This is a genomic window from Nocardia sp. bgisy134, assembly GCF_057708325.1.
The window spans coordinates 242,761-264,236 of sequence record NZ_JBYIRW010000011.1; the positions used below are offsets into that span (position 1 = coordinate 242,761).

Below are 21,476 nucleotides of genomic sequence, written 5' to 3' on the forward strand. Positions count from 1 at the left end.
AGTATAAGCCGACTGATTGGTATGCGTATACCCCCTGACCCACGATCCGCGTCGCGTAATAACGTCAATATTTACGAAAGTGATAGACGGCGCTCCGTGATTCCTCCACGTAGATCGTCGAGGCGCATCGGGTGCGTATAGCGATCGGCTCGACTAATGAATCATTCGCGATGGCTCGACACCTCGATGCAATTACTTCGGTGCCCGATTGCGAATTGCCTCTGCTTGCTCGCGATCGAGCATCGGGCCCGGCGGGATCGATGACGCGGCCATATTTGGACATGTAATAAGTGCAGGTCCAACGCGCTTCGCCCGATCTTGCGTCTTTTTTGTCCGTTTTCGGAGAAAAGATGCCGAAGCGTGTGTCTCGGCCTACTCCCCAGAACTGATGATCTGTTCGATATTGCGCTCGGCCAGCGCGCTGATCGTCAACGCGGGGTTCACTGTTCCGGTGCTGCCGGGCACGGCCGCCCCGTCCATCACGTACAGGCCTCGATAACCGCGTACCCGACCGTACCCGTCTGTCGCGCGTCCGATCACAGCGCCGCCCAACGGGTGTGAGGTGAACGAGGCGTCCCCGCCTATGACCGGTAGGGCGATGGGCGGGCAGTGGCACGCCACCTTGTCGTTGACTTCCAGCGCTCGCGCGAGGTAGCCGGCCGCGCCGTCGTCAGGCCATTGCAGGTCCACCCTGCCATTGGCCGGGTTGTAGACGAACCGGCCGCGGGTGTCGTCGAGCACGATGCCCAGCGATCCGAGGGTGGTGATGTCGAAAGGCGTCGCGCCGGGGATGAACCAGTTCTCCAGCGACACAGGTCTGCCCGCCTCGTCCAGAATCCGGCTCGCGGACGGTGCGCCCTGCGTGCCCACGTCGAGTGAGGTGAGCGGTCGCGCCAAGCCGACATCGCCGTTGCTGCCCCAGCCTTCGCCGATGTGTTCGTTCAGGTTCGGCAGCGCGCCGGTCTCCCGCGCGCGCACCAACAGCTCGGAGGTGCCGATCGAGCCCGCACCGAGGAACAACATGTCGCAGGTCAGCGTCCGGGTTCGGAGCACCTCACCGGTGGGTGCGAGTTTGGTCAAGGCAACGATATAGCGACCCGACGGTCCGGGTTCCTTGGCGATGGCGTCCACACGGTGGCCCGGATAGATCCGGGCGCGGCCGGTGTCCTCGGCATAGCGCAGGTAGTTCTGGTTCAGATCGAACTTCGCGCCGTTGGAATTGCCGAGGTTCGAACAGCCGACCGTTGCCGACGGCTTCGATCGCCCGGCCAGCTCGTCGCGGATGATGTTCCAATTCCACATGCCGTCGATACGCTGCGGCATATAGCCGGCCGCGCGGACCTGATCGTCCCAGGCCCGCGCGTGCGCGAACGCGACGGAGTGATAGATGTCGTCCGGTATCGGGCTCGGCCGCAACATATCTCGGACTCTGGGGTAGTAGACGTCATGCATCTCGTGGTAGTCGACCACACCGCCGAACACATGATCGAAGAACCGCTGCTCGGGCTCGAGCATCACTCCGGTGAACACCACTGAGCCACCGCCCACGCACGCACCGCGCCACACGTCGATGCCCGGGTAGTTGGAAACGTCGAGGACCCCGCCGAACAGATCGAACGACATGGTGGCCCTGGTCACTCCGGTGAACGTGGTGCGATGCCAGAAGCCACGGCCATCCGGGATGGTGTCGACGGCGAAGATGTAGCGCCACGGATCATTCGGCCAGCGCGACCCGCGCTCGAGCACCGCGACCTCGGTCCCGGACTGTGCCAGGCGCAGTGCGGCGATGGATGCCCCGAACCCCGAGCCGATGACGATCGCAGGCACATGGTCGGCCGGATCCGGCAGCGGCGCGAAGATCTCCGGCACCAGTACGCGGTACATCAACGAATTCGGGCTGTCGGCCCACGCGGGAGAAGCGAGCGTGCTTCCACCCGCAAGACCCAGCAGCGCGGCGGCCAGGCCGACGCCTTTGACGAAGCCGCGCCGGTCCGTCGTGGCCCTCATGTGATCTGAAGGTCGCTCCATCACATCCCCGTACCTCTTGGTTTGTGTTGGGAAACTCGGTTACGCGCGGGCGGGCCGGGACATGGCGATGATCATTGCGATGTGTGTCCTCGGAGCTTGCTGATCAAGGCGTAGTCCGCTCTACCACGCTACCTGCGTGGCAGGACCGCAGCGCCGGAGTCGGTGCGATCGACCACCGTGACGACCATGAGCAATGCCTTCCGGCCCCGGTCGGCGACGTCGCCGACGGCGGCTAGCCGAGAATTTGCCAACCGTGTGTGCGGCGGCGCTTTACCATGGGGAGATCCAGCGTGGGAGGTGACAAATGTTAGCGCGCGCGTGGATACGGTGGCTGTTCCTCCATCGCCTGGCACGGACCTATCTTTTGGTGTCGGCACGTCGGGGCGATCCCTTCGCGCAGATCGTGGTCGGTCCGGATCGCGAGCGCGGCGCGCCGCGCTCCGTAGAGGAGATCCGGCAGCGGGGCCGGATGCCCACGATAGCGCAGCAGGTGCACGTGACCGCGGACCACGAACTGTGCAGGCTCATCCTGCGGGACCGTCGCTTCGGCACGTTCACACCCAACAATCGAGCCCTGCCGAAGCTGATGCGATGGGTACTGACCAAGACGGATCTGGGGCTTCCCAACCTCGCGGAACCGCCTTCGATGCTGGTGACCGATCCGCCGGAGCACACCAAGTACCGCCGCCTGGTCGGGCAGGCATTCGCTCCGAAGGCGATAGCCAAACTCGAGGAGCGGATTGTCGAAGTGACCGATGATCTGCTCGAACGCCTGAAATCGACGCCGCGACCTGATCTGATCAGCGACTTCTCCGAGCCGTTGCCGATCTCGATCATCGCCGAGATTCTCGGGTTGCCCGCCGACATGCACTCGACCCTGCTGAGGTGGGGAGACACCGGTGCGCCGCTGCTCGACCGAGGCCTGACCTGGGCCGCTTTCCGCCGCGCCATCGAAGACTTGGCCGAGGGGCAGCGGTATTTCGACCAGCACATCGCCGGGCTCGCCGCCGAACCGGGCGACGATGTGCTCAGCATGCTGGTGACAGGTGGCGAGCTCACCCGCCGCGAGCAGGTGGCCAACGCGGCCCTGCTGCTCGACGCCGGATTCTTGACGACGGTGAACATGCTCGGCAACGGAATCGCCCTGCTGACACGCCATCCGGACCAGCTGGAAATGCTGAAGGCGCAGCCGGAGCTGTGGCCGGGTGCGGTCGAGGAAATCCTGCGCTACGACGGACCCATACGGATAACGGGCCGCCTCGCGAGTTGCGACGTCGATATCGCCGATCAGCACGTCGAATCCGGTTCCCTGATCCTGCTTTTGCTGCAGGGCGCCAACAAGGACCCCACCGTCTTCCCCGATCCCGAACGATTCGATGTGACCAGGGCCAACGCCGCGGAACATCTCTCGTTCAGCAGCGGGGTGCACAGCTGCCTGGGAGCCCACCTCGCCCGATTGGAAGGCGCCATCGGGCTGCGAGCCCTCTTCGAGCGGTACCCGGATCTGCGTCTGGACGGTCCGCCGATCCCGCGTGGCCTGGTGAACCTGAACAGCTACCGCTCCATGCCCGCCACACTCTCCGCCAACTGACAGCCAGTTATCGGCTACTGGATCTGTCTCTCGATGCCAGTGGCGGTCATGCTGGGCCAATGCTTCTCCGGCGGTTGGTCGCGCTCTACAGCGGATTGTGGTTGTACGGGTTCTCCATGGCGGTCATGGTGCGCGCCGGGCTCGGACTCGACCCGTGGGATGTGTTCCACCAGGGCGTGGCCGAGCACGTGCCGCTCAGCTTCGGCGCCGTCACCGCGGTGACCGGCGCGGTGGTGCTGCTCGCGTGGATTCCGTTGCGGCAGCGGCCCGGCCTCGGCACGATCAGCAATATCGTGGTGATCGGGTTGTCGGTGGACACCGGACTGTGGCTGCTGCCGACGGGGGAGTCGCTGCCGGTGCGCGTCGCCGCGATGCTCGCGGCCGTGGCGCTCAATGCGGCGGCCACCGTGCTCTACATCGGCGCGGGCATGGGTCCGGGGCCGCGCGATGGACTGATGACTGGCCTGGTCCGGCGCACGGGCTGGTCCGTCCGGCTGATCCGCACCGCCATCGAGGTGACGGTGCTGGTCACCGGCTGGCTGCTGGGCGGCAGCGTCGGCATCGGCACCCTCGTCTACGCGTTCGGCATCGGTCCGCTGATTCAACTCATGATCCCCGCCGTCGACCGCCGGCTCCCGGGATTCCACGCCGTGCACCGATCCGTGCCGAAAACCGCCGCGGCCGAGCCTGTCTCAGCGGAATTGTCCAGGGAGCGCCTCTAGTATCGACGCATGATCCAGCTGACCGAGCCACGGCCAGTACCTTCTGCCCTTACCAGCCCGCGCCCACTGCGGCCGATCGCGGATTTCGGACCCGAAGATCGTCTTCGCGGATGGCTTGTCACCGCTTTTCTCACCGCACTCGCGGCGGTCACCCGCTTCACCAATCTGAATTATCCGACCGACGGCGGACATCCGGTATTCGACGAGAAGTACTACGCATCTCAGGGCTGGGAGATGCTGACCAACGGGATGTGGATCGATGACAATCCGGGGTTTTCCGTCATCGTCCATCCGCCGGTCGGGAAGATGGCGATCGCGCTCGGCGAATCGCTCTTCGGCTACAACGCCTGGGGTTGGCGGTTTTCCGCCGCAGTAGCCGGAACCGTGTTGGTGCTGATCGTGATTCGCATCGCGCGGAGGCTGACGCGTTCGACCGCGGTCGGCGCGATCGCGGGCATTCTGATGGTGGCCGAGGGCGTGACTTTCGTTCAATCCCGCATCGGAATGCTGGACATCTTCATGGCTTTGTTCGCCACCGCCGCATTCGGCTGTCTCGTCGTGGATCGCGATGAGATCCGCGCGAGAACGGCCTATGCCGATCTCGCCGGACGCACGCTGTCGACACCGTACGGGCCGAGGTTGGGCGTGCGATGGTGGCGGTTCGGCGCGGGCGTATTCCTGGGACTCGCCTGCGGGACGAAGTGGTCGGGAATCTACTTCTTGGCCGCCTTCTTTCTGATGTCGCTGGCGTTCACCGCGGTCGCTCGGCGCTCGTACGGTGTGGTCCGGCCGTGGGTCGGTACGCTCGTTCGCGATCTGGTCCCGTCGATGTACGCGCTGATCGTCATTCCGTTGGGTCTCTACCTCGCCTCGTACGGCGGCTGGTTCGCCAGCGAGACCGGTATCAACAGATATGCGGTCGGAAATCACGTCGGCGCCGGGGGATTCTTTTCCTTCGTGCCCGACGCGCTGCGGTCGCTGTGGTACAACAGCGGCGCAGTTCTCGAATTCCATACGCACCTGACGAATTCGGCGGGTAATCACCATCCGTGGGAGTCGAAGCCGTGGACTTGGCCGATGGGGCTGCGTCCGATGCTGTACTACTTTCCCGATCCCGGTACGGCGACCGGCTGTGGCGACGCGCCGTGCGTGAAAGCCATCATGCTGATCGGCACGCCCGCTGTCTGGTGGCTGGCATTCCCCGTACTACTGTGGGCCGCTTGGCGATCCGTCGCCCATCGGGACTGGCGGTACGCGACCGTGCTGATGTGCTATCTGGCGGCGTGGCTGCCCTGGTTCGCGTCCCTGGATCGTCAGATGTACTTCTTCTACGCCACGGCGATGGCGCCGTTCCTGGTGATGCTGCTCGCGATCGGACTCGGCGATATCCTGGGCCGCGTATCGGCCTCCTCCGAGCGCGGGCGTTTGCGATTGCTGATCGTCTGCCTGTACCTCGGAATCGTGATCGCCGACTTCGCCTGGATATGGCCGATTCTCACGGCGACGCCGATTTCGATGGATACCTGGAATCGGCAATTGTGGCTTCCGAGTTGGCGATAGGCGCCGCCCGGCCGTGCTGACGACGTGGCCGGATCCGAGGGTTGCGTGTCCTCGAGGACATGACCGCGCCCGCCCAGACTGGGCTCATGGAATCGGATCGTGGCGATGTGGTGGTGGCGATCGCGGAGGGCGTGCTGTTGCTCGACGTCGCCGGGCCGGTGCAGGTCCTGCACTGGGCGGGTCATCGCATCCGATTCGCCTCACCGGACGGCGCACCGGTTCGCACCGACGTCGGCGCGCCGCTCGGTGTGGAGGGCGCCATCGATGACCTCGCCGCCCGCGCCGACACCCTGCTCGTGCCGGGATACGCGGTGGGCGAATCGCTTCCGCCGGAGCTGGTGCGCGCCGTCGCCGCGGCGGCGGCGGACGCGCGTCGCGTCGCGTCGGTCTGCACCGGTGCTTTTGTGCTGACCGAGGCCGGCTTGTTGGACGGACGTAGGGCAACCACCCATTGGCTGGCGTGTACCGAACTGGCGCAACGATTTCCGCGCATCGCCGTGCAGCCGGACGCCATCTACGTGCGTGACGGGGAGATCATCACCTCGGCGGGCGTGAGCGCGGGCATCGACATGGCGCTCGCGCTGGTCGAGGAGGATCACGGGCCGGAGGCGGCGCGGTCGATCGCCAAACACCTGGTGGTGTTCCTGCGCCGCCCGGGCGGGCAGTCGCAGTTCAGCCTGCACACCGGCACCGCGACGCCGCGCGCAGGCGGACTGCGCGCGGCGATCGACTCGGTCGTCGCCGACCCGGCCGCCGACCACAGCCTGGCCGCGCTCGCGGCACGCGCCGCGGTGAGCGAACGCCACCTGACCAGGTTGTTCCGCAAGGAGATCGGGGTGACCCCGGCGCAGTACGTCGAGCGGGCACGGATCGAGGCGGCCCAGCGCCTGCTGGAGGCGGGCGACGAGGGCGTGGCGACCGTCGCACGGCGCAGCGGGCTCGGCTCCGAGGAAACCATGCGCCGCACCTTCCTGAAACGGCTCGGCGTCACGCCGACCGACTACCGCAACAGATTCCGCGCCGCGGCGCGCTGAATTCCCGTTCCGCGCGCCGTATCCCGCGGCGTCGCGGTGCTTTTCACCGAACGAGGGGAGACCCATGTCCATATCACGTCGCACCGCCCTCGGCGCCGGTCTGGCCGGTGCCGCGCTCGCCTGGTCCGCCGATCAGGTGGCCGCGCAGGCGGATTCGCTCGCCCTGCCGTCCACGCCGCTGGCGAGCCGCGCCACCGAACTGATCGACCGGGCGCTCGCGCCGCACCTGCGTAATCACAGCGTGCGCGGCTACCTGTTCAGCCGCGCGGTCGCGGCCGCGCAGGGCTTGGCGCCCGGGTCCGGCTACGACGAGGAGCTGATGTATCTGATCTGCGCGCTGCACGACATCGGCCTCGGCGACATCGCCAACGGCGACCAGCGTTTCGAGGTCGACGGCGCGGACTACGCCGCCCGCTTCCTGGAGGACAACGGCGTCACCGACGACCGGGTGGACATCGTCTGGGATGCGATCGCCGCGCACACCTCGGGTCTCAGCGATTCGCCCGTCTACCGCCGCAGGCGCAGGCCGGAGATCTGGATCGCGGTGCAGGGCATCGGCATCGACATCGGTGGCAGCCCGGCCGACCTGCCGCCCGGCTACGCCGACCTGGTGCACGCGCGCTACCCCAGGCTGGGCGGCAGCCGGGCCCTCGCCGACTCCGTCGAAACGCAGGCGCTGGCGAATCCGCTCAAGGCCCCGCCCGGCTCGCTGCCCGGCGACATCCTCCGGCAACGGCACCCCGACCTGCCCTACCTGACCTGGGACGCGATCCTGGCCACGAGCGGTTGGGGGGATTGATTTCCGATGTCGTGAAGGTTTTTCACCGTAGCGGTTGAGCGGGCGGCACCGAGGACGGTCGCTCAACGGTTCGGCCGCGACCTGGGTGGCCCGCCGGTGGGAGGTCCGCCGACGGGAGGCCCAGCCGGTCGGCCCCGTTTTCACCGCGCCGGCGCGGGCGGTGAAAACGGGCGTACGCGGGCCGACGCGCGTATCAATCGACGGTTACCGTCTCCTTGGCGGCCAGGTCTGCCTTCCACTCGCGGAAGCCCTCCTCGGTGCGCCCGCGGCGCCAATAGCCCGAGATCGAGGCGGCCCACTCCGCGGGCACCTGCCGTTCCCTGCGGATGTAGCGGCGCAGATCGTGCATCACGGACTGCGCCTCGCCGTGGATGAAGACCTGGACGTGGCCCTCACGCCACGGGGTGGCCCGCACGGTCTCGGCCAGCAGCTCGCCCGCGGGCCGCGCGCCGCGGTGCAGCCAGGTGAACTCGACGCCCTCGGGCTTGTCGAGCTTCAGTTCGTCCTCGGGGCCCGACACCTCGACGAAGGCATGGCCGACGGCGTCGGCGGGCATCGCCTCCAAGGCGGCCGCGATCGCGGGCAGCGCCGCCTCGTCACCCGCGAGCAGATGCCAGTCCGCGTCGGCGCGCGGGGCGTACGCGCCGCCCGGGCCGTACGCGTCGATGGTCTCGCCGGGCTGCACCGAGGCCGCCCAAGGGCCCGCGATGCCTTCCGAACCGTGGAAGACGAAGTCGGCGGCCAGCGTTCCGGCGTCCACATCCACCGAGCGGACGGTGTAGGTGCGCAGCACATCGACGCCGTCGCGCGGGAAGATGAATTTCACATAGGAGTCGGTGAATTCGCTGGGCCGGAACGCGGTGAAGCCCGGACCGCCGAAGTGGACTCGGATCAGGTGCGGGGTCAGCCATTCGGTGCGCAGCACGGTGAGAGTGGTGCGGGGGCGTGCCAAGGTAACCTCCGGACAGTCGGTGATTTAGGTATGCCTTACCAACCGTACCCGGACTAGGGGCGGTGCGGGGTGTGCCGTTCCGTTCACGGTGACGGTTAACGCAGACGGGCGCCTCGCCGGTCGTCAAGATGAGGGCATGACCCAGATCGCACCGACCCCGACCGATGCCCTGCGCCAGCGCTACCGCGACGCGACACCGGTCGAACCCGCCCACTGGAACCCGGTCCTGCGGGTGCTGCACGAGCACCGGTCGGTGCGACGCTACCTGCCGGATCCGGTGTCCGACGACATCCTGAAGCTGGTGATCTCCGCCGCCCAATCCGCGCCGACCTCGTCGAACTTGCAGGTGTGGAGCGTGATCGCGGTTCGCGACGAGGCGCGCAAGGCGCGGCTGGCTGCGCTGGCCGGCGGCCAAGCGCACATCGAGCAGGCGCCGGTGCTGCTGGTGTGGACCGCCGATTTCGCCAGGCTCCGGCAACTCGCCGACGACCGCGGCGCCCCGCTGGAGGGCGCCGACTACCTCGAATCCAGCTACGTGGGCTTCATCGACGCCGCACTCGCCGCGCAGAACGCCGTCGTCGCGGCGGAATCGCTCGGGCTCGGCACCGTCTACATCGGCGCGTTGCGCAACAAGCCGGAACAGGTCGCCACCGAATTGGGCCTTCCGCCTCAGGTTTTCGCGGTGTTCGGACTGGTGGTCGGTCATCCCGACCCGGCCGAGGAGACCACGGTGAAGCCGCGGCTGCCGCAGGAGGCGGTGCTGCATCACGAAACCTACGAGCTGGCGGCCCAGCGCGAGCATGTCGCGGAGTACGAGGGTCGGATCGCGGAGTTCTATGCCGAGCAGGGGCTCGCGCACTCCTGGACCGAGCGGGTCCTGGACCGGCTGGCCTCGGCGCGCAGCCTCAACGGCCGCGACCGGCTGCGCGAGGCATTGGCCGGGCACGGTTTCCCGCTGCACTAAGCGGTTCGCCGCGCCGCGTGCTCCGCTGAGACTCCGGATCGGCGGCGCACTAGGCGGCCGCCACCTTGGCGATGAGCTCGAAGGAGCGGGCGCGGTCCTCGATGTCGTAGACGAGGGTGTTGAGCATCAGCTCGTCGGCCTCGGTGCGGCGCAGCAGGTCGTCGAGCTGGCCGCGCACCGCCTCCGGCGAGCCCATCACCTGGCCCGCGCGGCGCTGCGCGATGAAGTGGCTCTCCCGCTCGGAGGGCTGGAAGGCCGCGGCCTCCTCCGGCGTCGGCAGCGCCCGCGGCCTCCCGGAGGTCAGATAGAGGAAGGCCAGGTCGCGCGGGCGGGCCAAGGCGTCGGCGCGCTCGTCGGTGTCGGCGCAGATCGCGGACGCGGCGACCATGGCGTGCGGCCGCTCGAGCTGGTCGGAAGGCCGGAAGTTGTCGCGATACAACGCGAGCGCGGCCTCGGTGTTCGTCGGGCTGATGTGGTGCGCGAAGGCGAAGCGCACCCCGAGCACCGCCGCCACCTGCGCGCTGTAGCCGCTGGACCCGAGCAACCAGATCTCGGGCGCGGCGCCCCGACCCGGTGTGGCGGAGATGCCGCCCGGCCCCACGCCGCGAAAGTACCGCAGCAGATCGGCCAGCTCGCTGGGGAACGATTCCGCCGACAGCCCTTCGGCGGTGCGCCGCAGCGCGAGCGCGGTGGCCTGGTCGGTGCCGGGGGCGCGTCCGATGCCGAGATCGATCCGGCCCGGATGCAAGGCGTCCAGAGTGCCGAACTGTTCGGCGACCACCAGCGGCGCGTGGTTGGGCAGCATGACCCCGCCCGAACCGACCCTGATGCGCGTGGTCGCCGCCGCCAGGTGCGCGATCACCACGCTCGGCGAGGAGCTGGCGATACCGGGCATGTTGTGGTGCTCGGCCACCCAGAATCGCCGATAGCCCAATTCTTCGGTCCGCCGTGCCAATTCGGTCGTCGCGGCGAGCGCCTCGCCGGGGCTCGCGCCGGTCTGCACGGGCGCGAGATCCAGAACGGACAGCGGGACGTCGAACATGCGGCTCCTCCAGGGCAGACGGCCACCGGTGCAACGTCCCGCGCTGCCGACATATTTCCGGCGCGTCAGCGGGCGGCGGCGAGGGCGCGGAAGACCGTGATGGTGTCCATCTCGTCCTGCATGGTGCCGTGGTCGCTGAGCTTGACGATGACAGTGCGGCTCGGCGGGTCGACGTAGACGTACTGTCCGTACACGCCGATGGCCATCAGATCGGGCTCGGCGCCCGTCGGGTGCCACCACTGCGCGCCGTATCCCCAGTCGGAGACGGGCAGCGGCGCGGGCGTGGAGATCCGTTCGATCCACGCGGGCGAGATCACCTGGGTCGCCCCGGCGCGTCCGCCGTCGAGCACCAGCCGGCCGATCTTGGCGAAATCGCGGGCGGTGGCGTTGAGGCAGCAGAACGCCTTCTCCTGGCCGCCCGCCCGGTCGAGATTCCACAGCGCGTCGTCCTCGGCGCCGATCGGAGCCCAGATCTGTTGGGCGAGTAGCTCACCCAGTGGCTTCCCGGTGGCCCTTGCCAGCGCCATGCCGAGCAGCTGGGTGTCCACGCTGCGGTAATCGCCCCTGCTGCCCGGCGCGAACCGCAGTCCGCGGTGGTCGCGAACGAAACCGTCGAGGTCCTCGGTGAGATACATGCGGGCCGTGCCGGTGAGCGGCCAGTACGGGTTGTAGTTCTCCGAGACGTCGACGCCGGAGGCCATGTCCAGCAGCTGGCGCAGGGTGACGGTGTCGTATTCCGTGCCGTTGGCGAGCTCGGGCAGGATGTCGACGAGCCGGTCGTCCTCGCGCAGCGTGCCCGCCTCGACGGCGCCGCCGATCAACAGCGACACCACGGATTTCGCGACCGACCACGAGGACTGCATGGTGGTGGGACCGACGCCGGAGCGGTACCACTCGTTGGTCAGCTTGCCGTCGCGTACCACCAGGAACGAGTTGGTTCCTGTAGCGGTCAGGAACTCCGCGAACGGAACGCGAGAACCCTTCCACGGCACCGTGTCCGGCAACGGCGCCGTCGCGACTGGAAAGGGGCGCGGGGACGGCGCGGCCGGTACGGTCCGGCTCTCGAACAAGCCGCCCTGTGTCGACGGCGCGTCGCTCAGCAGGTGCGCGAGCGTGGTCGGTCCCGGAATGCGCAACAGCGGTGCGGCGGCGAAGGCGGCGCCGACGACCACGGCCACGATCAGGCCGAGGGTGACGGCGATCCGCAGCGCGTAACGGCGCAGCCGGGAGCCGTGGGTGGGCTGGTCAGTCATGAGATTCGTTCCGCTCGTTGGTATTCGACTTCGTGCGCGCGTCGACCGCGGTCCAGAAGGCCTCGATCATGGTGTCCAGCACCATGTCCTGGTCGACCGCTGCCACTCGCGTGGCGTATTCGGCGATGCCCGGGTACTCCTCGGCGTCGACCGCGTAATACTCACGCGTCCACGACCTTTCGTCGGCGTCGCGGACCTTCTGCGGCAGCACCGCGTAGCTCGCGCTGACACCGGCGTAGGACAGCACGCTTACCGCGAGCATGCGCTGGTAGCGGGCCACGTCACCGGGGGAGAGGCCGAGCTCGGCCAGCGCCGTGAGCATCATGTCGACCACCGCGAACTCGCCGGGCCCGCGGGTGGTGCGCGAGGCGATCGCCGCGCCGACGTACGGGTGCCCGACGAAGACCGCGACGACCGCCCTGGCCAGCGCCTCCAGTCGCGGTTTCGGATCGAGCCCGCCGGGCACCTGTTCGTAGGCCAGGGTCAGCAGCCGGTCGCCGACGGCGCGCAGCAGCGTGTCCTTGTCCGCGAAGTGCCGCCACACGGCCGAGCGGTCGACGCCGAGTTCCTCGCCGAGCGCGCGTCCGGTCAACCCGTCGGGACGGCCGCGCGCGGCGATGTCCACCGCCGCTGCCACGATGCGATCCCTGGTCAGCCGGTGCGGGCGGGCTGTCTTGTCCGACATGACCTGCTCCTGTCACCGTTGTTGTCATCATTGATGACATCGATGGTGACAGAGCGAGGGAATAGGAGCAACAAGGTTGTCGCGCGGACCGTGCCCGCCGGCTTCCCGGCCGTCGCCGGTAGCGTGACGTGCTGATCTTTCGGATGAGGGGAAGGACTGTTAGGTATGACAGCCTCTGACCGCCGGCTACCAGCGGACGCGGCGCTGTCCGATTCGGCCGCGCCGGGCGAGGAGGGTTATGCGCGGGGTCTGAACCCGCGCACGATCCAGATGATCGCCATCGGCGGCGCCATCGGCACCGGTCTCTTCTACGGCGCGGGCGGAGCCATCGAACAGGCGGGGCCCGCGCTGATCCTGGCCTACCTGGCGGCCGGCTTGGCGATCTTCGTCATCATGCGCGCGCTCGGCGAACTGCTCACCTACCGGCCGGTCTCCGGCAGCTTCGCCGAATACGCGCACGAATTCCTCGGCCGCTTCGCCGGTTTCGTGACGGGCTGGACCTACTGGGCGGTGTGGGTCGCGACCTGCATGGCCGAGATCACCGTCGCGGGCAAGTACGTGCAGTACTGGTTCGACATCGAGCCGTGGATCACCGCGCTGGTGGTGCTCGGGGTGATGTTCGCGGCCAACATGATCTCGGTGCGGTTGTTCGGCGAGGGCGAGTTCTGGTTCTCCGCCATCAAGGTCACCGCCATCCTGGCCATGATCGGCATCGGTATCGCCGTGCTGGTCTTCGGCATCGGACACGCGACAGACCCGACCGTGACGAATCTGTGGAACGACGGCGGCGTGTTCCCGAACGGCTTCGGCCAGTCCCTGCTCGTGTTGCAGATCGTGCTGTTCGCCTACGTCGGCGTCGAGCTGGTCGGCGTGACCGCGGGCGAGGCGCGCGATCCGCGCACCACGCTGCGCAAGGCGATCAACACCCTGCCCTTCCGCATCGGCCTGTTCTACGTCGGCGCGCTGGTGGTCATCATGTCGGTGGCGGGGTGGCGCTCGTTCCACGCGGGCAAGAGCCCGTTCGTGGAGGTGTTCGAGCAGATCGGCATTCCGGCCGCGGCGGGCATCATCAACTTCGTGCTGCTGACGGCGGCCCTCTCCTCGTGCAACTCCGGCATCTACTCGACCGGCCGCATGCTGCGCAGCTTGTCGCTGCGGCAGGAGGCACCGGCCCGGTTCGGCGAGCTGAGCGGTCGCTCGGTGCCCTATGTCGGCATCACCGCCTCGGCCGCGGCGATGGTCATCGGCGTGGTGGTGAACGTGATCTCGCCGGACAAGGCGTTCGCCTACATCACCTCGGTCTCGACCATCGGCATCATCTTCGTCTGGGGCACGATCCTGGTCTGCCATCTGCGCTACCGCGCCAAGGTGAGCCGCGGCCTGCTGCCCGCCAGCGACTACCGCCTGCCCGGCGCGCCGGTGACCTCGGTGGCGGCGCTGGCCTTCCTCGGTCTCGTCGTGGTGCTGCTGTTCTGGACCGAGAGCGGACGCACCGCGATCGTCGTCGGCGCGGTGTGGACGGTGCTGGTGTGCGCAGGCTACGTGGTGATGGACAAGCTCGGCGGCGGAGCGCGCGAGCAGGAGGAAGTCTCGGTGCGGTGATGCGGCCGGGCCTCGAACCCGGTCCACCCCGCTCGGAACACATCGCCCCGCGCTCACCCGGCGCGGGGCGATCCGTCTTCCTACCACTTTCGCTACGGTTGGTCGAAGGAGTTCGAGAGCCCGATCCGTCCGACGCACGGAGGTAGCGATGGCGCAGAAAACGCTGGCCGAACTGATCCCCGGCGATCTACCCCCGGCCATCGCCGCGCTGCCGCCGGACCGCCGGGCCGAACTGGCCGAGACCGTGGAACGCGCGGAGGCCAAGCAGTTCGACGACCTGCACGAGGCCGCGATCTCCCTGCTGGATCTGCTGCCGCGGATGCTGCGCGGCCCGGTGAAGAAGGCGGTGGGGCGGTGACCGCGCCGAGCGTCGCCCCGCAGCTCGTCAAACTGGCGCGGACGCTGCGCGTCCCGGTGGACGACCTCGGATACCTGGGCGACGTGCCCGACGCGGAATTGCGCCAGTTCCGTATGCAGGTCGCCGACATGCTCTTCGACCACCAGGCACACGGGCTGCGCCGAATGGCGGGCGCCACCAAGGTCATTCCCATCCCGATCCTGGTCAAGCTGGTCGGCCGCCACCACAACGCGCTGCTGGCCGCCAAGATGTCGGCGGTGCTCGACCCGGGGCACGCGGTGCAGATGGCCAAACGCCTGCCCGTCGATTTCCTCGCCGACATCGCCGCCCAGCTCGACCCCCGCCACGCGGCGACCATCATCGCCGGGCTGCCCTCGGCCACGGTGCGAGCCGTCGCCGAGCAACTCGCCGCGCGAGGCGACTGGATCACCCTCGGCGATCTGATGTCGTCGGTCTCCGACGCCGCGGCGCGCGCCACCGTGGTGGTGCTCGACGGGCTCGCGCTGACCCGCACGGCGTTCCTCGTGGACGAGCCCGCGCAGCTCGAACGCTTCGTCGGACTCGTCCCCGAATCGAAGCTCGCGGACATGCTGTCCGCGACCGCCGACCACGATCTGTGGCCCGAGTTCCACAGCACCCTGTCCGCGCTCTCGCCGGACGCCGTGCGATCCGTGCGCACGGCGGCCGCCGGGCTGCCCGCAGTTCAGCGGGACCGCGCTCTCGCCGAAATCGAAGGCCGCCGCGCCGCGGAATGACCCGCGCCCGGATCAGGTCGTGCCGTCGGCGCTGCGGTTCGGCATCATGGCCGAGGCCACCAGCATGACCGCGGCCATCGCCGCGACGGTCACGAAGACCAGGTGCACCGCCGAGGCCAGGGTGTGCGGGGCGGGGTGGTCGGTCTCGCCGACCCTGGAGTTGACGATGGCGCCGAACACGGCGACGCCGATGGCGCTGCCGATCGAGCGGGCGAACATGTTGGCCGAGGTCACCACCCCGCGCTCGGACCATTCGGCGCTCGTCTGCGCGGCGATCAGGGTCGGCGTCGCGACCAGGCCCATGCCCGTGCCGATCACGAAGCAGGACGCGGAGATCTGCCACAGCGTGGAGTGCTCGTCGATGAGCAGAGTGGACGCGGCCCCGAGTGCGGCGAGTCCGCTGCCGATGAGGGCACTGCCGCGAAAGCCGATGCGCAGGTAGACCTTTCCGGCCTGGGAGGCGGCCAGCGGCCAGCCGAGGGTGAGCGCGCCGACGGTGAGCCCCGCGACCAGCGCGCTGGTGCCGAGCACGCCCTGGGTGAAGGTCGGCACGTAGGAGGTCAGGCCGATCAGCACCGCGCCGATCAGCACCGAGACCAGGCTGCTGGCCACCACCACCCGGCGGGTGAAGACCCACAGCGGCAGAATCGGATTCGCCGCCCGCCGTTCCACGAGCGCGAACAGCACGAGCACCAAGCCGCCCCCGGCGAAGATGCCGATGCTCGCGGGCGAGGACCACGCCCACGCCTGGCCGCCCTCGAGCAATCCGAGGATGATCGCGCCCGCGCCCAGCGTCAGCAGGCCCGCGCCGAGATAGTCGATGTCCTGGCTGCGCCGCACCGTGTGCTCGGTGAAACTGCGCAACAGCATCCAGGCGGCAACCGCCGAGAGCGGCAGGTTGACCAGGAAGATCCAGCGCCAGCTGACGAAGTCGGCGAACACGCCGCCCAGCAGCGGACCAGCCACCGAGGACATCGCCCACACGCTGGCCAGGTAGCCCTGCACCCTGGCGCGTTCGGTCAGTGTGTAGAGGTCGCCCGCGATCACCATGGTCATCGGCTGGATGGCGCCCGCGCCGATGCCCTGCACCGCGCGGAAGACGATCAGCGCGAGCATGCTGGGCGCGAGCCCGCACAGCAGCGAACCCAGCGCGAACACCGCGATGCCGAACAGGATCACCGGTTTGCGGCCGACCGTGTCGGCGAGCTTGCCGTAGATCGGCACCGTCACCGCCTGCGCGAGCAGATAGATCGAGAAGAGCCAGGGGAACTGGGCGAACCCGCCGAGGTTGTCCGTGATGGACAGCACCGCGGTGGCGATGATGGTCGAATCGAGGGCGACGAGCCCGGTCGACAGCATCAGCGAGCCGAGTATCGCCCCGCGTTCGGACCGGAGGCCGATGGACGACTGCGCGGTCTCGGTGGCCACCGGCGGCCCCCTTTCGTTCGTTCAACTAAGCATCACGAACGAACGTATCGCTGTCCCGACTATTCCCGCACGGAAATTTCCGGCGGCGCCGGGCACCGCCGCGTCCGATCGGGGCGGCGCGGTTTCGACGGCCTTCCTCCCTCCCCGGCCAGTAGGCTGGCGTGGTCGCGCGGGCTCATCGCGGCGCGATCCGATTTCGACAGCGAAGGGGGCCGGAATGTCGTTGCGAGGACAACTCGGTGGGGCGCAGACGGCGGGCGCGCTCGTCTTCGGGACGCCGCAGGAGACCGCCGACGGGTCGGTCATCGTCACCGCCGCGCGGGGCGGCTGGTTGGGTGGCGCGGCGCGGCCGCTCGGCGTCTTCGTCGTCAAGGACGGTCAGGCCAGCTGGACGCCCGCCGTCGACGCGGGCCGGATCGCCCTTCTCGGCGAGACGATCGGGCTGGTGGCCGTGGTGCTCGGCTTGCTCGCGATCGTCCGGCGCCCGCCGTGGCCGGACCTCTCCCGCTGAGATCTGTCGACCGAGCTGTTTCGGGAAAGCCCAGTTCGTCCGGCTCGGAAAGCGTTCCCGCCGTGCGGCATCGAGTCCGCTTCGTCCCGGATTGCAAGACAGACCGACGATCTCGGGGCGAGTCGTGCGACTATGGGACGCAGGTCGCGAACCGGACGGACGCACATCATCGGCGATGGGCACGTCCGCACGGCACGGCCAGGCGGTGCCGCCGGTGTTTCGTGGTGATCCGGCGCGATGTCGGACCGGACCGTTAAGCTCGGCTCAACCGTGATGCGACAGCGAGAGTTTGGTTTTCCGTGAAGGGGGAACGATGGACACGCTGAAGCTCGACCCGGCGGCGATGGCCGCCTACACCGCGATAGCGGAGACCGTGGCGCAACAATTGGCCCAGGCCTCGGCCGCCGCCTCCGGCGCGGTGAACTCGCAGAAGCTCGACGCCGATCTCGGCATGGTCGGGGCGGAGTTCGTCGCGCGGTTCACCACCGCGGTGTCCGAGCACACCCAGGCACTGTCCACCGCGGGTCAGCTGGTGGCCGCCTACGGTCAGGTGCTGCGCGACTACGGTGCGGCCATGCAGACCGGCGACGCGGACACCGCCGCAGCCCTGGCGAAGACCGGGGAGGAGCTGGCATGAGGCGGCTCAGCGCGCTGCGCCGACGGCGCCCCACCGAGCAGACCAGCACCGACACGCTGCCGGTCGTCAGCAACGATCCCACCTCGGACCCGCCGATCGTCGCGGCGCTGGTGCAGCCGATGCTCTCGCTGCGCGCCACGCTCGGCACCGGCGCCACCCTGCCCGATCGCGCCATCACCGGCGCCCTGTCGGCCGCGTCCACGCACGCCGCCGAGTCCGAGGGCCCGCACCGGGACGGTCTGTACGCGCTGGAATCCACCTGGACCTCGCGCGGCGCGGACGCCGCCGTGCCCGCGTTGCGCACCACTCAGACCGAGATCGGCGAGATCTCCGATCGCGGCCCCGCCTACCTCGCGGTGCTGGGCGACGCGCAGGCCACCAGCGCCCGCGCCGCGCGCCGGGTGGATCAGATCATCGCCGACTTCCGCCGCGACGCGAGGGTGATCCTCGGCAACGCGACCGCCGCGCCCGACACCGACGCCGTCATCGAGCGCGCGGCGCAGGCGCTGCGCGACGCGATCACCACCGTCGGCACCGCGCGCACCGAGATGAACGACCACACCCGTCGATTGGACGAGATGGGTCCGCTCACGGTCACCTCGCCGGGCGGTATCGGCGGCACGAGCCAGCCGTCCATCGGCGGCACCTCGACCGCCGCCGTTCCTGGCGTCACCGTGCAGGGCCAGCCCTTGGATCCGGCGCAGGTCGCCCAACTCCAGCTGCAACAGCAGCTCGTCTCGGCGGGCGTGCAGCTGGGCACCGCGGCCATTTCCGCGGGCGTCGACATCGGCACGCATCTGATCGACAAGATCGTCGAAGTCGGCACGCACGCCATGGACACCGTGGCGGCGTCCGCGGACAAGGTCATCGAGCAGGCGATCCCGGAACTCGTCAACCCGGGCAGCACCACGAACGGCGCCAACAACGGTGGCACGTCCGGCACGCCGTCGAAGGTGATCGACTTCGGCGGCGGCTCGTCGCCGTCGAACCCGTCGCAGAACGCGACGGGCCCGAGCGCGAAACCGGATGCCCCGAAGCCCGAGCACAGGCCCGCGCCGCCCGCGTCGATCATTCCGCCCACGCCCGCGCCGCAGGACACAGCGCCCAAACCGCCCGAGCCTGCCGGACAGCCGGGCACGCACGGTGGCGTCGCGATGCCGCCGCCGATGGGCGGCGACCAAGACCGCAGGCCGCGTGACGGCCAGCTCGGCGTGACTGTTCCCGCGGCCGCGATGATTCCGGAATCGGTCACCGTCCCGGCCGCCGTGATCGGCGACTTCGGCGATGACGCGCCCTGACCAGGGCCCCTCGAACAACCAGCAGGGCCAGCCGAATCCGTTCGACACCGGGCTGCCGATGCTGCGACTGCCCGCGCCGCCGACCGGTAAGCGTCGACGGCGACGGCCCGCGGCGCGTCGGTCCTCGGCGTCGTCCGGCGCACCCCTGCGTGCGCCGGAACCGCCGCGCACACCGCCACGCCAACCAGAGCCGCCGCGCGTCGCGCCGCCTGTGATGCCGGAGCCGTTCTACGGGACCGAGCCGCCGCGGACCGGATCGCCGTCGGAGCCGCCGCGCGTTGCGCCGCCTGTGATGCCGGAGCCGTTCTACGAGCCCGAATCGCCGCGCGCCGGATCGCCGCTCGCGGGCCCGGAGCCGTTCTACCAGCCCGAGCCGCTGCGCACCGGATCGCCGTCCGAGCCGCCCGTTGCGCCGCCTGTGATGCCGGAGCCGTTCTACGAGCCTGAATCACCGCGCACCACATCGCCGTTCGCCGGGCCGACGCCGTTCTACGAGCCCGAGCCGCCTCGGGCCGAGCCACCGGTGCGTCAGCCACCGCGACGGATGGGCGAGTGGGCCGAATGGCTCGACCCGCCGATCCGCTCCGAGGAACCCTCGGATTCGCCGACCGTCGAGATCCGGGTTCCGGTCGACGAAGAGCCCGAGCCGGAGCGCGGCGGCGACGAGGGTGTTCCGGTGGTCCCCGCGATCATCGACCGGACCGGCGGCAATCCCGGTCCGGCGCTGCGCCGTCCGCGTCCGCGCCAGCCGGAGCAGCAGCCCGAGCGCGGCAACAAGCTTCTCGCGGTGCTGATCGGTCTCGGCGTGCTCGTCGCGGTGGGTTCGATTCTGTGGGCGGTGCTGCCCAGCTCCGGAACTCGCGCCGCGCCGACGCCGACGCGCCCGGTGCCCGCGGCCGACGACGCCCGGCCGACCGTGTCGCCGACGCCGACCGGACCCGAATCCCCGGCGGCGGTGGCGACTCCGGGATGCGAACAGCGCCGCACCGGTGATGTCGTCTCGGGCACCGATATCGGTGGCACCCTCGACGGCCCCTCGGCGATCATGGCTTTCGAACGCGCCTATTACGTGCAACGCTCGGGCGTCGCCGCCCGCGCCGTGGTAGCCCAGGACGCGACGGTCCCGCCCGCCGAGCAGATCCAGCGCGGCATCGATCAGGTGCCGGTCGGCACCCGCTACTGCGTGCAGATCACCCGCACCGCCGCCGGGGCGGGGGATGGGCAGTCGCACTGGGAAGTCCGGCTCACCCAGCAGTACCCGGGTCAGCTGCCGAAGACCTTCACCCAGATCATCACCACGAAGACCCTCACCGGACGCACCTTGATCACCGGTATCTCGATGGCCTGACTCCGCGTCAGCCCCAGGTGAGCGGATCGAGATGCAGATAGAAGCGCTGCCGTTCCGCGTCCAGGTCGATGCCGTAGCGTTCGGCGAAGCGGCGGTCGGCGTCCAGCGCCCACCGTTCGTCGGGCCAGGTCTCGCGCGAATTGGCCAGCAGCAGAGCGATATCGACGTACGGATCGGCCACACCGAGGCGCCCCAGATCGAGGAATCCGGTGACCGACCGCGTGTCCGGATCCAGGACGATGTTCGGCAGGCATAGATCTCCGTGGCACACCACGGATTCCACGGACTCCCGCGCGACCCACCGGTCCACCTGGGCGGCCAGCCGAGCCAGCAGCACTGCCGGAGGCGTGTCAAGCTGCTCCTCCGGCAGGAACTCCGTGTTCACCGCGCCGCGGGCCACCACGTCCTGCGCCTTCGCGAACATCGTGGTGACGCCGCGTTCGAACGGGCAGGTATCGGTCGGTAGTTCGTGCAGACGGTGGACCGCGTCGCTGATCGATTCCCACGCGGCGGCCAGCGCCTCGGCGGACACGCGGTCGGCGGGCACGCCGGGCACCACCTTCGTCACCAGGCAGGCAGCGTCGGCGTTCTCGCGCCACTCGAGTGGTCGCGGCCCGGAAATTCCACGGGCGCACAGCCATTCGGAACGATCGCGCTCTTGCGTCAGCTCGGCCGCCGCGTTCTCCGTGACGCACTTCGCGTACCGCGAGCCGTCGCCGGCGCGGAATACGGCGGCCTCCGACTCCCCGCTGTCGACCGGCTCCCACTCGCCGTCGGCGGGGAGAACGGATCGGTATCGGGTCAGCGCGTCGGGCACGATTCGACGTTAGCAGCGCGTTCTCGATACGAACCGAGCTCGACCGTCGATTCCGGATCGCCCTCGGCGCGCAGCCTGCCGGTCTCCAGCAG

The 21,476-nt window shown here is 69.2% G+C and carries 20 protein-coding genes; 13 read left to right on the top strand and 7 right to left on the bottom strand.

What is annotated here, in order from left to right; translation table 11 throughout:
- Positions 1 to 372 precede the first annotated feature (372 nt).
- Positions 373 to 2,007: a GMC oxidoreductase gene (locus AC3ERS_RS21010; RefSeq protein ID WP_431969749.1), complete on the bottom strand. Its 1,635-nt coding sequence runs from the start codon at positions 2,005 to 2,007 to the stop codon at positions 373 to 375.
- A gap of 388 nt (positions 2,008 to 2,395) precedes the next feature.
- Here AC3ERS_RS21010 and AC3ERS_RS21015 point away from each other — a divergent pair, with 388 nt between their 5' ends.
- The 5 genes from AC3ERS_RS21015 to AC3ERS_RS21035 all read left to right on the top strand — a co-directional run bounded on the left by AC3ERS_RS21015 (position 2,396) and on the right by AC3ERS_RS21035 (position 7,734).
- Positions 2,396 to 3,619: a cytochrome P450 gene (locus AC3ERS_RS21015; RefSeq protein WP_431969750.1), complete on the top strand. Its 1,224-nt coding sequence runs from the start codon at positions 2,396 to 2,398 to the stop codon at positions 3,617 to 3,619.
- A gap of 59 nt (positions 3,620 to 3,678) precedes the next feature.
- A complete protein-coding gene (gene yczE, locus AC3ERS_RS21020) occupies positions 3,679 to 4,341 on the top strand; it encodes a membrane protein YczE (RefSeq protein WP_431969751.1) in 663 nt (220 codons plus the stop codon).
- Positions 4,342 to 4,350: 9 nt separating this feature from the next.
- Positions 4,351 to 5,901, top strand: a complete 1,551-nt coding sequence (locus AC3ERS_RS21025) for a dolichyl-phosphate-mannose--protein mannosyltransferase (protein ID WP_431969752.1) — start codon at positions 4,351 to 4,353, stop codon at positions 5,899 to 5,901.
- Positions 5,902 to 5,987: 86 nt separating this feature from the next.
- Positions 5,988 to 6,935 (top strand): GlxA family transcriptional regulator, encoded by a 948-nt coding sequence (locus AC3ERS_RS21030; protein ID WP_431969753.1) that lies wholly within the window; start codon positions 5,988 to 5,990, stop codon positions 6,933 to 6,935.
- Positions 6,936 to 6,999: 64 nt separating this feature from the next.
- Complete coding sequence (locus tag AC3ERS_RS21035) at positions 7,000 to 7,734, top strand: HD domain-containing protein (protein ID WP_431969754.1); 735 nt, start codon at positions 7,000 to 7,002, stop codon at positions 7,732 to 7,734.
- A 193-nt stretch (positions 7,735 to 7,927) separates the two neighbouring features.
- Here AC3ERS_RS21035 and AC3ERS_RS21040 read toward each other — a convergent pair whose 3' ends face one another.
- Positions 7,928 to 8,686: a siderophore-interacting protein gene (locus AC3ERS_RS21040; RefSeq protein ID WP_431969755.1), complete on the bottom strand. Its 759-nt coding sequence runs from the start codon at positions 8,684 to 8,686 to the stop codon at positions 7,928 to 7,930.
- Positions 8,687 to 8,822: 136 nt separating this feature from the next.
- Here AC3ERS_RS21040 and AC3ERS_RS21045 point away from each other — a divergent pair, with 136 nt between their 5' ends.
- Positions 8,823 to 9,650: an NADPH-dependent oxidoreductase gene (locus AC3ERS_RS21045; protein WP_431969756.1), complete on the top strand. Its 828-nt coding sequence runs from the start codon at positions 8,823 to 8,825 to the stop codon at positions 9,648 to 9,650.
- Positions 9,651 to 9,699: 49 nt separating this feature from the next.
- On the opposite strand, the gene AC3ERS_RS21050 is transcribed toward AC3ERS_RS21045, so the two are convergent.
- The 3 genes from AC3ERS_RS21050 to AC3ERS_RS21060 all read right to left on the bottom strand — a co-directional run bounded on the left by AC3ERS_RS21050 (position 9,700) and on the right by AC3ERS_RS21060 (position 12,630).
- Positions 9,700 to 10,692, bottom strand: coding sequence for an LLM class flavin-dependent oxidoreductase (locus AC3ERS_RS21050; protein WP_431969757.1), 993 nt, complete (start codon positions 10,690 to 10,692; stop codon positions 9,700 to 9,702).
- Between the two features lie 65 nt (positions 10,693 to 10,757).
- The gene (locus AC3ERS_RS21055) at positions 10,758 to 11,945 is read right to left on the bottom strand and encodes a serine hydrolase domain-containing protein (protein ID WP_431969758.1); all 1,188 of its coding nucleotides are present in this window, start codon (positions 11,943 to 11,945) and stop codon (positions 10,758 to 10,760) included.
- Positions 11,938 to 12,630, bottom strand: coding sequence for a TetR/AcrR family transcriptional regulator (locus tag AC3ERS_RS21060; RefSeq protein ID WP_431969759.1), 693 nt, complete (start codon positions 12,628 to 12,630; stop codon positions 11,938 to 11,940). Before AC3ERS_RS21060 ends, AC3ERS_RS21055 begins: the two co-directional genes overlap by 8 nt.
- Positions 12,631 to 12,795: 165 nt before the next feature.
- On the opposite strand from AC3ERS_RS21060, the gene AC3ERS_RS21065 reads away from it, so the two are divergent.
- The 3 genes from AC3ERS_RS21065 (at position 12,796) to AC3ERS_RS21075 (ending at position 15,345) form a co-directional block, all read left to right on the top strand.
- Complete coding sequence (locus AC3ERS_RS21065) at positions 12,796 to 14,232, top strand: amino acid permease (RefSeq protein WP_431969760.1); 1,437 nt, start codon at positions 12,796 to 12,798, stop codon at positions 14,230 to 14,232.
- A gap of 148 nt (positions 14,233 to 14,380) precedes the next feature.
- Entirely contained in the window at positions 14,381 to 14,590 is a 210-nt protein-coding gene (locus AC3ERS_RS21070) for a hypothetical protein (RefSeq protein ID WP_431969761.1), read from the top strand.
- Entirely contained in the window at positions 14,587 to 15,345 is a 759-nt protein-coding gene (locus AC3ERS_RS21075) for a hypothetical protein (RefSeq protein ID WP_431969762.1), read from the top strand. The genes AC3ERS_RS21070 and AC3ERS_RS21075 overlap by 4 nt, the downstream gene beginning before the upstream one ends.
- Before the next feature lie 12 nt (positions 15,346 to 15,357).
- Here AC3ERS_RS21075 and AC3ERS_RS21080 read toward each other — a convergent pair whose 3' ends face one another.
- Entirely contained in the window at positions 15,358 to 16,773 is a 1,416-nt protein-coding gene (locus AC3ERS_RS21080) for an MDR family MFS transporter (protein ID WP_431969763.1), read from the bottom strand.
- A 217-nt stretch (positions 16,774 to 16,990) separates the two neighbouring features.
- Here AC3ERS_RS21080 and AC3ERS_RS21085 point away from each other — a divergent pair, with 217 nt between their 5' ends.
- The 4 genes from AC3ERS_RS21085 (at position 16,991) to AC3ERS_RS21100 (ending at position 20,567) form a co-directional block, all read left to right on the top strand.
- Positions 16,991 to 17,284: a hypothetical protein gene (locus AC3ERS_RS21085; protein WP_431969764.1), complete on the top strand. Its 294-nt coding sequence runs from the start codon at positions 16,991 to 16,993 to the stop codon at positions 17,282 to 17,284.
- A 313-nt stretch (positions 17,285 to 17,597) separates the two neighbouring features.
- Positions 17,598 to 17,921: a hypothetical protein gene (locus tag AC3ERS_RS21090; RefSeq protein ID WP_431969765.1), complete on the top strand. Its 324-nt coding sequence runs from the start codon at positions 17,598 to 17,600 to the stop codon at positions 17,919 to 17,921.
- Complete coding sequence (locus AC3ERS_RS21095; protein ID WP_431969766.1) at positions 17,918 to 19,219, top strand: hypothetical protein; 1,302 nt, start codon at positions 17,918 to 17,920, stop codon at positions 19,217 to 19,219. The genes AC3ERS_RS21090 and AC3ERS_RS21095 overlap by 4 nt, the downstream gene beginning before the upstream one ends.
- A complete protein-coding gene (locus tag AC3ERS_RS21100; protein WP_431969767.1) occupies positions 19,206 to 20,567 on the top strand; it encodes a DUF8176 domain-containing protein in 1,362 nt (453 codons plus the stop codon). Before AC3ERS_RS21095 ends, AC3ERS_RS21100 begins: the two co-directional genes overlap by 14 nt.
- A gap of 7 nt (positions 20,568 to 20,574) precedes the next feature.
- Here AC3ERS_RS21100 and AC3ERS_RS21105 read toward each other — a convergent pair whose 3' ends face one another.
- Positions 20,575 to 21,384: an APH(3'') family aminoglycoside O-phosphotransferase gene (locus tag AC3ERS_RS21105; protein ID WP_431969768.1), complete on the bottom strand. Its 810-nt coding sequence runs from the start codon at positions 21,382 to 21,384 to the stop codon at positions 20,575 to 20,577.
- Positions 21,385 to 21,476: the final 92 nt, after the last annotated feature.

Coding starts and splice junctions, on each gene's coding strand:
- AC3ERS_RS21010 (WP_431969749.1), bottom strand. CDS start 2,007: ATGAGGGCCACGACGGACCGGCGCGGCTTCGTCAAAGGCGTCGGCCTG.
- yczE (WP_431969751.1), top strand. CDS start 3,679: ATGCTTCTCCGGCGGTTGGTCGCGCTCTACAGCGGATTGTGGTTGTAC.
- AC3ERS_RS21025 (WP_431969752.1), top strand. CDS start 4,351: ATGATCCAGCTGACCGAGCCACGGCCAGTACCTTCTGCCCTTACCAGC.
- AC3ERS_RS21030 (WP_431969753.1), top strand. CDS start 5,988: ATGGAATCGGATCGTGGCGATGTGGTGGTGGCGATCGCGGAGGGCGTG.
- AC3ERS_RS21035 (WP_431969754.1), top strand. CDS start 7,000: ATGTCCATATCACGTCGCACCGCCCTCGGCGCCGGTCTGGCCGGTGCC.
- AC3ERS_RS21045 (WP_431969756.1), top strand. CDS start 8,823: ATGACCCAGATCGCACCGACCCCGACCGATGCCCTGCGCCAGCGCTAC.
- AC3ERS_RS21050 (WP_431969757.1), bottom strand. CDS start 10,692: ATGTTCGACGTCCCGCTGTCCGTTCTGGATCTCGCGCCCGTGCAGACC.
- AC3ERS_RS21055 (WP_431969758.1), bottom strand. CDS start 11,945: ATGACTGACCAGCCCACCCACGGCTCCCGGCTGCGCCGTTACGCGCTG.
- AC3ERS_RS21060 (WP_431969759.1), bottom strand. CDS start 12,630: ATGTCGGACAAGACAGCCCGCCCGCACCGGCTGACCAGGGATCGCATC.
- AC3ERS_RS21065 (WP_431969760.1), top strand. CDS start 12,796: ATGACAGCCTCTGACCGCCGGCTACCAGCGGACGCGGCGCTGTCCGAT.
- AC3ERS_RS21070 (WP_431969761.1), top strand. CDS start 14,381: ATGGCGCAGAAAACGCTGGCCGAACTGATCCCCGGCGATCTACCCCCG.
- AC3ERS_RS21085 (WP_431969764.1), top strand. CDS start 16,991: ATGTCGTTGCGAGGACAACTCGGTGGGGCGCAGACGGCGGGCGCGCTC.
- AC3ERS_RS21090 (WP_431969765.1), top strand. CDS start 17,598: ATGGACACGCTGAAGCTCGACCCGGCGGCGATGGCCGCCTACACCGCG.
- AC3ERS_RS21095 (WP_431969766.1), top strand. CDS start 17,918: ATGAGGCGGCTCAGCGCGCTGCGCCGACGGCGCCCCACCGAGCAGACC.
- AC3ERS_RS21100 (WP_431969767.1), top strand. CDS start 19,206: ATGACGCGCCCTGACCAGGGCCCCTCGAACAACCAGCAGGGCCAGCCG.